General features: G+C 67.4%; 10 protein-coding genes. 7 read left to right on the top strand and 3 right to left on the bottom strand.

The window, feature by feature from the left end:
• Positions 1-74: 74 nt before the first annotated feature.
• The 3 genes from ACSDR0_RS42970 to ACSDR0_RS42960 all read left to right on the top strand — a co-directional run bounded on the left by ACSDR0_RS42970 (position 75) and on the right by ACSDR0_RS42960 (position 1,805).
• A complete protein-coding gene (locus ACSDR0_RS42970; protein WP_329094229.1) occupies positions 75-251 on the top strand; it encodes a DUF6104 family protein in 177 nt (58 codons plus the stop codon).
• Between the two features lie 70 nt (positions 252-321).
• The gene (locus ACSDR0_RS42965; RefSeq protein WP_435294738.1) at positions 322-1,119 is read left to right on the top strand and encodes a DUF4097 family beta strand repeat-containing protein; all 798 of its coding nucleotides are present in this window, start codon (positions 322-324) and stop codon (positions 1,117-1,119) included.
• A complete protein-coding gene (locus tag ACSDR0_RS42960) occupies positions 1,116-1,805 on the top strand; it encodes a PadR family transcriptional regulator (protein WP_435294737.1) in 690 nt (229 codons plus the stop codon). The genes ACSDR0_RS42965 and ACSDR0_RS42960 overlap by 4 nt, the downstream gene beginning before the upstream one ends.
• 132 nt (positions 1,806-1,937) lie before the next feature.
• On the opposite strand, the gene ACSDR0_RS42955 is transcribed toward ACSDR0_RS42960, so the two are convergent.
• Positions 1,938-2,900 (bottom strand): zinc-binding dehydrogenase, encoded by a 963-nt coding sequence (locus tag ACSDR0_RS42955; protein WP_435294736.1) that lies wholly within the window; start codon positions 2,898-2,900, stop codon positions 1,938-1,940.
• Positions 2,901-3,126: 226 nt separating this feature from the next.
• On the bottom strand, positions 3,127-4,008 hold the full coding sequence (locus ACSDR0_RS42950; protein ID WP_435294735.1) for a hypothetical protein: 882 nt from the start codon (positions 4,006-4,008) through the stop codon (positions 3,127-3,129).
• A 678-nt stretch (positions 4,009-4,686) separates the two neighbouring features.
• Here ACSDR0_RS42950 and ACSDR0_RS42945 point away from each other — a divergent pair.
• Positions 4,687-5,802, top strand: a complete 1,116-nt coding sequence (locus ACSDR0_RS42945) for a trypsin-like serine peptidase (protein ID WP_435294734.1) — start codon at positions 4,687-4,689, stop codon at positions 5,800-5,802.
• A 97-nt stretch (positions 5,803-5,899) separates the two neighbouring features.
• Here ACSDR0_RS42945 and ACSDR0_RS42940 read toward each other — a convergent pair whose 3' ends face one another.
• Positions 5,900-6,355: an SSI family serine proteinase inhibitor gene (locus ACSDR0_RS42940; protein ID WP_435294733.1), complete on the bottom strand. Its 456-nt coding sequence runs from the start codon at positions 6,353-6,355 to the stop codon at positions 5,900-5,902.
• A gap of 518 nt (positions 6,356-6,873) precedes the next feature.
• Between ACSDR0_RS42940 and ACSDR0_RS42935 the strand changes: the two genes are divergently transcribed.
• The 3 genes from ACSDR0_RS42935 (at position 6,874) to ACSDR0_RS42925 (ending at position 11,158) form a co-directional block, all read left to right on the top strand.
• On the top strand, positions 6,874-8,430 hold the full coding sequence (locus ACSDR0_RS42935; RefSeq protein WP_435294732.1) for a hypothetical protein: 1,557 nt from the start codon (positions 6,874-6,876) through the stop codon (positions 8,428-8,430).
• Between the two features lie 235 nt (positions 8,431-8,665).
• Positions 8,666-9,868 carry a trypsin-like serine peptidase gene (locus ACSDR0_RS42930; protein ID WP_435294731.1) on the top strand — a complete coding sequence of 401 codons (1,203 nt, stop codon included), beginning with the start codon at positions 8,666-8,668 and terminating at the stop codon, positions 9,866-9,868.
• Between the two features lie 129 nt (positions 9,869-9,997).
• Positions 9,998-11,158: a trypsin-like serine peptidase gene (locus tag ACSDR0_RS42925; RefSeq protein WP_435294730.1), complete on the top strand. Its 1,161-nt coding sequence runs from the start codon at positions 9,998-10,000 to the stop codon at positions 11,156-11,158.
• Positions 11,159-11,684 lie beyond the last annotated feature (526 nt).

Below are 11,684 nucleotides of genomic sequence, written 5' to 3'. Positions count from 1 at the left end.
GCGGGGGACTTCCCCGTTTCGCGAGCGTCACCACCAGATCGCGAGTATGACCACAGCGTCAGCAAAGGAGAACGATGTACTTTACCGATCGGGGCATCGAGGAACTCGTCGCGCGCCGGGGCGAGGAGGAGGTCACCGTCGTGTGGCTGGCCGAACGCCTGCGCGAGTTCGTCGACCTGAACCCCGACTTCGAGACGCCGGTGGAACGGCTGGCCACCTGGCTGGCCCGGCTGGACGACGAGGACGACTGAGAAAAACGCGATATATCTTGACCTTCCGAGTGACGCGACATATCGTGTTAAACACAAGGAGGTCACGCACATGCGGCAATGGACCATCGAAAAGCCGGAGCAGCTCACCTTTGACTCCGTCAGCAAGCTCAACGTACGCATCGTGGCGGGGAAGCTGGCGGTGCTGGCCAGCGACGGCCCTCCCACGCTTGAGGTCACCGAGGTCGACAGCCCTCCGTTGCTCGTCACCCACGACGACGACGGTACGCTCACCGTCACCTACAAGGACCTCACCTGGGACGGCCTGCTGGGCTGGCTGCGTCCCGGGCGCCGCAGCGCCACGCTGACACTGACCGTGCCGAAGGACTGCCCGGTCAACGTAGGGGTGGTCTCCGCGTCCGCCGTCGTCGCCGGGTTCGAGGACCGCACCTCGGTCAGGAGCGTCTCGGGTGGGATCGTGCTCGACGGGGTGAGCGGCGAGATCAACGCCGACACCGTCTCCGGTGCCGTGGAGAGCCGCGGCCTGGTCGGCGACCTGTCGTTCAAGAGCATCTCCGGCGAGCTGACCGTGGCCCAGGGCACCCCCCGGCGGCTGAGCGTCACCACCGTCTCCGGCCGGGTCACCGCCGATCTGGAACTCCCGCCGACCGGCCACGTCACGATGAACAGCGTCTCCGGCGACATCGTGCTCCGGCTCCCGTACGCGGTCGAGACCGACGTCAAGATCCGTTCCACCTCGGGCAGGCTCGACACCGCCTTCCCCGAGCTCGACTACTCCGTCCAGCCCGGCGCGAAGACGCTGAGCGGCCGGATCGGCGGCGGCATGGCGTCACTGACGGCCAACACCGTCTCCGCCGACGTCACCCTCCTGAAGGGAACCCAGGCATGAGCCCGGTCTTCGGCCACGGAAGGCTCCGGCTCTATCTCCTGAAGCTGCTGGAGGAGAGCCCGCGCCACGGCTACGAGGTGATCCGGCTGCTCCAGGATCGCTTCCTCGGCGTCTACTCTCCCTCCCCCGGCACGATCTACCCGCGCCTGGCCCGTCTGGAGGAGGAGGGCCTGGTCACCCACGAGGTCGTGGACGGCAAGAAGGTCTTCACCATCAGCGACCGGGGCCGCGACGAGCTCAACGAGCGGCTCGACGAGCTCGCCGACCTGGAGCAGGAGATCTCCGACTCGGTCCGCGACATCGCCCGCGAGGTCAAGGAGGACGTGCGCGACACGGTCAAGTCGCTGCGCGAGGAGCTTACCCAGATGGCGCGCGACGTGCGCCAGGGTCCCGAGCAGGACTCGCGCAAGGCCTGGCGCGGGCAGAAGACGGAGTGGCAGCGCCAGAAGCGCGAGTGGCAACGCCAGACCGGCGAGTGGAAGGACGAGTGGAAGCGTGTCTGGGCCGACGGCTTCATCGGCGAGGGGTCAAGCGCCGGAGACACCCGTCTTGGGCAGATGCTGGCCGAGTTCGTCGAGGAGGTCCGCAGGGACGCGGCGGCCGCCCAGGTCAGCGAGGAGACCCTGGCGACCGCCCAGGACGCCCTGTACGACGCGGCTCGCCGCATCCGCGAAGCGCTCCGATGATCCTCCGCACGACGATCCCCGGTCCGACGATCCTCCGTACGGTGCCCGCCGGGCGCGGCGCGTCGGGGCCGGCGGCCTCCGTGAGGCGGCGCGCACGGCACGGGTGAGCCACGCCCGCCGGGCCCGCGGGGCTCACCCCGGCAGGGTGAAGACGACCTTTCCGAAGAGCTCGCCCTCGTGCATGGCCGCGAAGCCCTCACGGGCCTCGGCCAGCGGGAGGGCGCGGTCGATCAACGGGCGGGTGCCGGTCTGCTCCAGGAAGCGGGCCAGCCTGCCCAGCTGGTCGCGGGTGCCCATGGTGGAGCCGATCACCGACAGCTGCAGGAAGAAGACGCGGTTCAGGTCGGCCGGCGGGACCGTGCCGCTGGTCGCGCCGGAGATCACGATCCGGCCGCCGGGGCGCAGCGCCTTCAGCGAGTGTCCCCAGGTGGCCTGGCCGACGGTCTCCATCACCGCGTCGACCCGCTCGGGCAGCCGGGCACCGCTCTCGAAGGCCTGGTCGGCGCCCAGTTCCAGGGCCCGCGCCCGCTTCTTCTCCGAGCGGCTGGTCACCCAGACCCGGTATCCCCCGGCCCGGCCCAGCAGGATCAGCGCGGTGGCCACGCCGCCGCCCGCGCCCTGGACCAGCACGGTCGAACCCGGTTCGAGCCCGGCCTTGTCGAACAGCATGCGGTAGGCGGTCAGCCAGGCCGTCGGCAGGCAGGCGGCCTCCTCGAAGCTGAGCGCGGCGGGCTTGGGCACGAGGTTGCGCCGGGGCACGGTGACCCGCTCGGCGAAGGTGCCGTCGTGTTTCTCCGAGAGCAGGGAGCGCTTCGGGTCGAGCGTCTCGTCGGCACCACTGCCGATCACCGCGTGCACGATGACCTCGTTGCCGTCCTCGTCGAGCCCGGCGGCGTCGGTGCCGAGCACCATCGGGAGTTGCTCCTGGCGGATGCCCACCCCCTGCAGGCTGAACAGGTCGTGGTGGTTGAGCGAGGCGGCCCTCACCGTGACGGTGGTCCACCCGTCGGGAACCTCGGGTTCCGGACGCTCACCGAGCGTGAGACCGGCGAGGGGGTTGTCGGGATCGATCCGCGTGGCGGTTACAGCGAACATGGCCGCACCCTACGCCGTCCGCGTGACGATCACGACGACACACCCCGCACATCCGCACGACGAACACGGCGGCACAACCCCACACGTCCGCACGACGAACACTGCGGCACAACCCACGCATCCGCACGACGAACATGGCGATCACGACCGCATGGCGAACACGGCCGCGCCCCATACCGCCCGCGTGGCGGCTACGGCGGCGGTGATCACGGCGCACGCGCCGCCGCTACGCCGTCCGCTTGACGGTTATGCCCGCCATGGTCCTCTCGACGTGTCCCCGCTCCCCCGAGGCCGCGACGTACACGCCGTCCTGGCAGGTCTCGGCGGAGAAGCGGCGCCGCTGCTCGATGACGGAGAGCTCGATCGACGCGACGTCGCAGCCGGGGATGGGAGCCAGCACCAGCAGCGTCTCCCTGGCTCCGCCGAACCACAGCTGCGGCCCCAGCGGCTCGCCGCGGAGGGCCTCCCCCCGCGTGGCCAGCCGCACCGGGGACGTGGCGTCGAGCACGAGGTAACCGCCCTTGGTCACCTTGCCGCGCAGGTTGCGCGCCCAGAGCATGCGCTGCTCGAAGGGCATGCCGTCCTTGAGGTCGCGCAGCGCCACGAACCACGGGTCGAACGCGAACAGCAGCACCTCCCCCTCGGCGGGGCTCATGGGGTGCCAGAGCGTGACCCCCTTGGTCAGCCGCCGGATCATCGGCCGTCCCTGGGCGACCCCCGCCGGGCCTCCCGACGGCACGTTCAACTGCCGGTACGGACCGCTGTCGCCGTCGAGCCGGCCCGACAGCGCGGGCCGGACCCCCAGCTTGGCCAGGCCCAGCTCCGCCGGGTAGCTCACCTCCGCCGCCGAGCCGTCGGGGAAGATCACGTCGAGGATCTCCCTGCCACCCTCACGGCGAGGCCGGGGGTAGAGCGTGTTCGGGACGTCCTCCGCGACGATTCCCGTCCGCGTGGGCACCGGCGGCGGGAACGACGGCGAAACCTCGTCCGGCTCCCGGCCCGTCAGCAGGTTCCACGCCACGAGCGCCACCAGCGCGGCGGCGCCGATCCAGCGCCAGGGCCCCCTCGGGGACCTCGCCTCGATGATGTCGTGCTGACCACCGGCCACGTCTTCGGCCGCCTCTTGCAGAAGGTACGGTTCTCGGCCCCATCTTCGGGGTTTCGCGGTCTCGGCACCCGCTTCAGTACCGTCACGAATCAGAATCGATGCCCCCGGGGAGACGCCACGGCGTCATCGCGTCACCGCGCCCGTGATGCGAGTCCCGGTCTCCAGGTCACCGGGGCCGTGTCCCGATGTCTTCGTCACGGGGTCTCGTGTCGTTCCGGTGGTGTGCCGCGAGGTCGGTGTTCCAGGGGCCGCGTCGCGGGGTCCGTGGGGCGGCACCCGGGTTCCGGGACCTGTGTTCCGGAATTCACCTCACCCCTTATGATCGCCCGGGACCACCTCACAGAAAATGGTCCGGGGACACGTCGCGCGGCGCCGAGAACGCCCCCGCACTCAATGTTCTGGAGGTGTCGGAGTTACTTGAGAAACCTTCGGTAATCGTTGTTACCGGTGAGGTCTCCGGTGCCGGCGGGATCACCCTGCAACCGGCTTGAGCTGCGGAAATGCCTATTCGTTAAGTTATAACAAATTGCTATTTAAATAACGAGATCGCATCGGATGGAACCAGGTCAGACTTTTTCACGTCAATTCCTGCCGAGTGCTCGATCCAGTCAGTAACGTTCCGATCGTTTTCCCGGCGAGGAGAAGTCCCGTCTCCTCGCTGAGAACGAAAGGAGCTTCATGAATTCCCGAGCACGGCGCCTCACGATCCCCCTCACCGGCGTTCTCATGATCGCCGGAGTGATCGGCGCCACCACCGGTGCCAACGCCGGTACGGCCCCCAAGGACGTGGTCAGTTCCCAGGCCTCGGAGACGGCCAACCAGGCCACCTCCTTCTGGTCGCCCGAGCGCATGCGCAAGGCCACGGACGCCACCGGCGACCTCGACCTGAGCATCAAGGGCGGCAAGGCCTCCAGCGCGCCGGGCCCCGACGGCCCCGGCGGGTCCGTCCCGCCGATCGGCGCGGAGGGCGCCAAGTCCTCCAAGAGCAAGCAGGTGAACCTGCCCAACACCGTCGGGCGCGTCTTCTTCACCCTGCCCGGCGCCAACCCGGCGGACCCGAAGAGCTGGAAGTACTGCTCCGGCAGCTCAGTTCAGGGCAAGTACCGCAACGTGGTCGCCACCTCCGCGCACTGCGTCTACGACGTGAAGACCAACCAGTTCTACGACAACTGGATCTTCATCCCGTCCTACTGGGACGGCAACCAGGCGTGGGACGGCAAGAACCCCTACGGCATCTACGCGGCCAAGTGGTTCAACGCGCACGACGACTTCGTCGTGAAGGAGGACTACGACTACGACTACGCGTTCGTCAACGTCCACTCCGGGTTCAAGGTGAACTGGGAGAAGGACAAGGACGGCAAGTGGAAGCCGATCATCAAGACCGTCGGCCGTCTCGGCGACAACGTCGGTGGCCAGGGCTTCGCCTGGAACCAGAAGATCAAGAACTCGGTCTTCTCCTTCGGCTACCCCGCCGGCCTGCACCCCGACGGGGACAAGCCCTACTCCGGCCGCACGATGAAGTGGTGCTACGGCAAGACCGGCGCCATGCCGGCCGCGCCGAAGTACAACGTCCAGGAGCACGTCGGCTTCAAGTGCGCCTTCACCGCGGGCGCGAGCGGCGGCCCCTGGATCTACAAGTACAAGAGCTCCAGCCGGACCGGCTACCTGATCGGCGTCAACAGCATCGCCTGGGACACCGACAAGAACGACCGGTACGACAAGATCTCCTCGCCGTACTTCAACAGCGACACCTACAAGGTCTACAAGGCCGCGGCCAACCGCTGGACCAGCTGACCCGTGCGACCGGCTGACCGTAAGGCCATTCGGCCGGCCGGAGTGAACGAGGAGGGCCCGGTCCCAGGACCGGGCCCTCTCTCACGGGTGACGGCGGCTAGAGACCCGGCCGCCGGATCGTTCCGGGAAACGTCCGGGGGAACGCCCCGGGAAGAGCGGTCACCTTGTCAGGAATGTTCCACTCGCCGCTCGTTTTCCGGAGTACGCCCCCCAGGGCGAAGACCGGACCGGTGGCGGCCCGCAACGAGCACGCGTTGCCATAGGTGTGTTCGAACTGGATGAAGCGGTCGTTCCAGACCCCGTTGGCGGTCACCGTGATCGGGTCGTACTGCAGCGTGCACGCCACCCCCGTCCTCGGCCTGAGCCTGGCGGGATCGCCCCGCACCCCGGCCAGCGCCGCGCACGCGCGGACCGCGTCGGGGTGGGTGCCGCCGGGCTGGTCGCACAGCAGCAGGGCGTGGCCCGCCATGGGCACGGGCTTCTCTCCCCGCGCGAGGGTCAGCACGAGCACCCTGACATCCCGCGAGGGCCTGGCCCTGGGGAATGGTTCCACCGGCCCGGGCATGACGTGGGACGGTTCGCCCGGATGGAGCGGGAGCGGCCTCGTCACCTGGGGCCCCCAGTCACCGGGGCGGGGAAACGGTCTCGCCTCCTGCGAGTCGGGAACGGGGTCGCGGGGCGTCGGCGTGGACGCCGCGGCCGTACCCGGGAGCTGGAAGAGGCCGGCAACGACCAGACAGAGAAGACGCCGCATGAGATCCCCCGATGACGTGTGACGCGGATCCGGCTCAGCCTGCCTCGCACCGTCGCTTCGGGACAACGACCAGCCTCGGTGTTTCCGCAGTTCATACGGTCACATGACCCGAGCGGAACTCCCCGATCAAGTTCAGGTAGATCAGACGGAGTCCGAGGGCTCCCGGTTCCCTCGATTAAATAACAAAAATATAACGGTCCGATCGGATGCCCGTTTTATAGCTTTTTAACCCATCTTTGCCGAGTACGGTCACCTCTTGTCTCTTTACGCATGCGTGGGTTGCGTCCCGAGTGACCCATGACAAAGAAGGAGCTCCATTGAACCCCCGAGCCAAGCGCCTCGCCCTCCCCCTCGGCGGCGCCCTCGCCGCCGCCGCGATGATCGGCGCCTCCCTCCCCGCCACCGCCCAGGCGAGCACGGCCGACCCGGACGTCAAGTCCTCGGCGCTCACCCCCTCCGGTAACGCGAAGGCCATCGCGGGCTACTGGACCGCCTCGAAGCTCAAGTCGGCGACGACCTATCTCGCCGACTCCACCGTCTCCGCCAAGCTGAACAAGACCGGTGCCGCCAGGGCCGCCGCCGACGGCAAGCCCGGCGTCGTCGCCCCCACCGGCGAAGAAGGCAAGACCGCCGGCAAGTCGCGGAACGTGAACCTCCCGATCACCGTCGGCAAGGTCTTCTTCGTCGACGACAAGGGCAAGGAGCGTTGGTGCTCCGGCAGCTCCGTGCAGTCGAAGTTCCACAACCTGGTCGCCACCGCCGGCCACTGTGTCTACGACACCGACACGAACAAGCCGTTCGGCAACTTCGTGTTCATCCCCGGCTACTACCAGGGCAAGGCTCCCTGGGGCATCTACGTCGGCGCCAAGGTCAACACCCACGACGACTTCACGGTCTACGAGGACTACGACTACGACTACGCCTTCGTCAACGTCTACGACGGCATCAAGCAGCAGCCCGAGAAGGAGGTCGACTACAAGACCTTCAAGGCTCACATGGACAAGGGCGGGGTGGGCCGCGAGGCCGCCACCGCGGTCGACCGGAACACCTACGACGCGTGGACGAAGAAGGGCGGCCTCGGCAAGGTCGAGGGCGTGGACAAGGAAGACCAGGTCGGCCCGCAGTACAAGGGCGCGATCGCCGTCGCGGTGGAAACCGACAAGTCCAGCTGGGACAAGGTCTCCGGCCAGGTCTATGGCCTGCACGACGACAAGGTCACCCTCGGTAGGACGCTGGACCAGGCCGACTGGCCCGCGAGCGGCTCCAAGCTCCAGCCCCGCGTCGAGCACGTCACCAAGACCGAGTACGAGGCGTACAAGGGACCCGGCCACAAGCAGGTGGACTCGCGGGGCAACTACACGATCACGTACTACTTCGTGGTGAAGTACATCGCGAAGACCTCGTCCGCGAAGTACATCATCTTCCGCCACTACATCACTTTCGTGACCGCGGCCGGCCGTCTCGGCGACAACGTCGGCGGCCAGGGCTTCAGCTGGAACCAGAAGCTGGGCAAGAAGGTCTTCACGTTCGGCTACCCGACCTCGGCCCACCTGGACGGTGACAAGCCGTACTCCGGTCACACCCAGAAGTGGTGCTACGGCACGACCGGCGCCGCGCCCGTCGTGTCGGCCTACAAGGCCGAGGAGCACCAGGCCATCAAGTGCGCCTTCACCCCCGGTGCCAGTGGCGGTCCCTTCCTGCTGCAGTACAAGAACAGCAAGCGGACCGGCTACCTCAACGGCGTCGTGAGCCTGACGGTCGACAGCGACGGCAACAAGCGCTACGACCGCGTCACCACCCCGTACTTCAACGGTGACACGTACGGCATCTACAAGCACGCCGCCAACCTCTGGACCGGGAAGCTCCCGGTCTAGACACGGCTTCGTGAACGAGGAAGGGCCCGGTGCGCACCGGGCCCTTTTCCACCTTCACGGGGTGCTTATACACCTTCAGGCACACTGATCAGATAACAGAGTATGAGCGGATCGGTCCAACGAACTGCCCAAAACCAAGTTGATCTGGAAAAATCACCCCTTGCGCCTCAAGTAGCCATCCGAACGTCCCGGCCCCTTGACCGTCCGAACCCTCGGTCCCCGAAAGGAATCCCCCATGTCCTCCCGCGCTCGGCGGCTCGCGGCCACACTCGGCGGGCTGATCGCCGCCTGTGTGACCATGACGTCCGCGTTCGCCGGGAGCGCCGTGGCCAGCCCGCTGGACGGGGTCCCCAACGGGATCACCTCGATCACCCTGACCAAGAGCAGCGCCGACATGAGGCGGATCGCGGAGTACTGGAGCCCGGCCAGGCTCAAGCAGGCCATGGACAACGTGCCGGCCACGCCCGGCAGCCCCCCCTCCTCCACGTCTCCCACCTCCGGAGGCGGCGCGGGAAGCGCCACGCCCGGGAGCGCCACGGCCGCCGCGGCCACCGGCACCGGGGAGGCCGCCACCACGACCGGGGAGACCGGCGCGACCACCGGCGGGAAGAGCTCCACCGGCTCGGGGAGTTCCGCGCCGGTCGTCAAGCCCACCCTGCCGAAGAAGCGGGCCCCGGCCTCCGGCAGCTCACCGGTGACCGTGGGCAAGGTGTTCTTCCGGATCGGCGCCAAGGACTACTGGTGCTCCGCCTCCTCCGTGGCGGCGGCCAACCGCAACCTGGTCGCCACGGCCGGGCACTGCGCCTACGACGCCAAGACGGGCAGCCCGGCCGAATACTGGATCTTCATCCCCGGCTACGACAAGGGCGAGACCCCGTACGGCATCTATGTCGGCCACTCGCTCAACCTGCACGAGGACTTCGTCGGCAAGGGCGACTACGACTACGACTACGCGTTCGTCACCGTGCACGACGGCTTCAAGTGGAAGGCCGGCAAGACGTCCGGCACCTACGAGATGGAGAGCGTCGGAAGCCTGGAGGACAACGTCGGCGGGCAGGGCCTGGCGACCAACCGCGGCATCGGCCTGCTCGCCCTCGCCTTCGGTTACCCCGCCGCCCCGCACCCCAACGGCGACAGACCGTACGACGGCCAGAAGCTGAAGTCGTGTGACGGGCGCACCATCAGGGTGAAGGCCCCCACCCGCCTGGTCGAGCAGGGTATCGCCCTGACCTGCGGATTCACCAACGGCGCGAGTGGCGGCCCCTGGCTGATCTCCTACGACAGCAGAAGCGCCGTCGGTTACCTCAACGGCGTCAACAGCTTCGCCTGGGACGTCAACACCGACCGCAAGTACGACAGGATCTCCTCCCCGTACTTCATCGCGTCGACCTACGTCGTCTATCACTGGGCGGCGACCCAGCAGGCGCCCCGATCATAAAGCCACCTTAAGAGATCCTTAAGAGATCCTTATGCGGGGTTTGCTCCGGCGCTCACTGCCTAGGTTCGTAACTTGTCGTCCCGCAGTTCCCGGATGTCCGGGAACGTTGCAGCGCAAGGAGCTCGTCTTTTGAAGCACTCTCTTCTTCCCCTCGGTGGCGCCGCAGCCGCCACCGCCCTGCTGGCCACCACCCTGGCCGGCACCGCCCAGGCCGCCCCGGACTGGACGACCGACCCGATGGCCAGGAACAACGCCTCGGCGGTCTCGGTCATCGACTTCTGGGCGGCGTCGAACTTCGCCGCCCTCAAGAGGGCGACGGTCTACAACCCCGATCCCGGGGGCCCGAAGATGAAGGTCGGCGGCGGTTTCTCCCCCGACGGCAGGCCCGGCAGCGTCGGTCCGACCGGCTCGGAGAAGCCCACCCCTTCACTCGCCAAGAACGTCAACCTGCCCAAGACCATCGGCAAGGTGTTCTTCGTCGTCAACGGCCAGTACCGGTGGTGCTCGGCCACCTCGATCCAGGGCAAGTACCGCAACGTGGTCGCCACGGCCGGACACTGCGTCTACGACCCGGGCAGCAACAGCGACACCCTCGACAAGTGGGTCTTCGTCCCCGGCTACTACCAGGGCAAGACCCCGTGGGGCATCTACGTCGGCAAGTCGGCGTGGACGCACTACGACTTCGCCAACTACGAGGACTACGACAAGGACTACGCCTTCGTCACGGTCTACAACGGCGTCGCCTTCAACGGGGTCAAGCAGGTCACCAAGGGTGAGTACAACGGGTTCAGCGGGCCCAAGTGGTCGCGCGGCTCGCACTACTACATCCTGCTCTCCAAGGACGTCGGCCGTCTCGGCGACAACGTCGGCGGACAGGGCTTCACCTGGAACCAGAGCACCGGCAAGACCGTCTACGTCTTCGGCTACCCCGCCGCGCCGCACCCCGACGGCGACAGGCCCTACAGCGGCGTGACGCCCAAGTACGTGTACGGCAAGACGTCGGGCAAGGAGTACGTCTCCTCGGCCGAGAAGGTCGAGGAGCACGTCGGCCTCAAGGGCGCCTTCACCCCGGGCGCCGACGGTGGCCCGTGGATCTCGCAGTACAGCAGCTCCAGGCGCCTGGGCCTCGTCAACGGTGTCACCAGTCTCTTCGGCGACCAGGACCAGAACGACCGCTACGACCTGATCACCTCGCCGTACTTCGACGGCGAGACCGCCGACATCTACCGCAAGGCCGCCAACGTGTGGTCCGGAAAGATCGTCGGCCCGAACGGCGAGCTCTACAGGTAACTCACACATCCCGGGGCGAGGAACCCTCTCCGCCCCTTGACCACCCGCGGGACCCGGCGCGTAGCGCCGGGTCCCGCACCCGTTTCCAGGGGCGGGGGGCCGGTTTCCGGGGACGGGAAGGCGCGTCATGGGGCGATGCGAAAGTCCATCCGGCCCTGGACGGGCGCTTAGACGTGTCCGACACGGAATCGGTGCCACCAGTCCGCTGTGATCTGCATCACACAAGAGTCGCAACTCACCGCAATCAACCGATCACGTCACATCAGCCCCTTTTACCTCAGGCTTACGCCCATCTGCGGAAACAGCCAGAGCCAGCCTCAACCACAACATCAGTACCAAGGGTCTTCAAACATCACGAAACGGTCTCGCCCCATCGGGTCCGCTTCTTTCCCCTTGAACCGGCTTCCGGTGTTCAAGATCTTCGCTGTATGTTTCTGGCATTCCCTTTACTGACGCATGGGACGCAAGAAGCGTTCCACATCAGACCAAGGAGCTCCCCTTGAAGCGCATCCTCCTCCCCGCCGGT

The sequence above is a fragment of the Streptosporangium sp. G11 genome, assembly GCF_051192615.1.
Lineage (GTDB): Bacteria > Actinomycetota > Actinomycetes > Streptosporangiales > Streptosporangiaceae > Streptosporangium.
Note: the sequence above shows the minus strand (reverse complement) of the source record. Positions and strands in the feature narration are given on the sequence as shown.

Coding starts and splice junctions, on each gene's coding strand:
- ACSDR0_RS42955 (WP_435294736.1), bottom strand. CDS start 2,900: ATGTTCGCTGTAACCGCCACGCGGATCGATCCCGACAACCCCCTCGCC.
- ACSDR0_RS42965 (WP_435294738.1), top strand. CDS start 322: ATGCGGCAATGGACCATCGAAAAGCCGGAGCAGCTCACCTTTGACTCC.
- ACSDR0_RS42930 (WP_435294731.1), top strand. CDS start 8,666: ATGTCCTCCCGCGCTCGGCGGCTCGCGGCCACACTCGGCGGGCTGATC.
- ACSDR0_RS42945 (WP_435294734.1), top strand. CDS start 4,687: ATGAATTCCCGAGCACGGCGCCTCACGATCCCCCTCACCGGCGTTCTC.
- ACSDR0_RS42960 (WP_435294737.1), top strand. CDS start 1,116: ATGAGCCCGGTCTTCGGCCACGGAAGGCTCCGGCTCTATCTCCTGAAG.
- ACSDR0_RS42970 (WP_329094229.1), top strand. CDS start 75: ATGTACTTTACCGATCGGGGCATCGAGGAACTCGTCGCGCGCCGGGGC.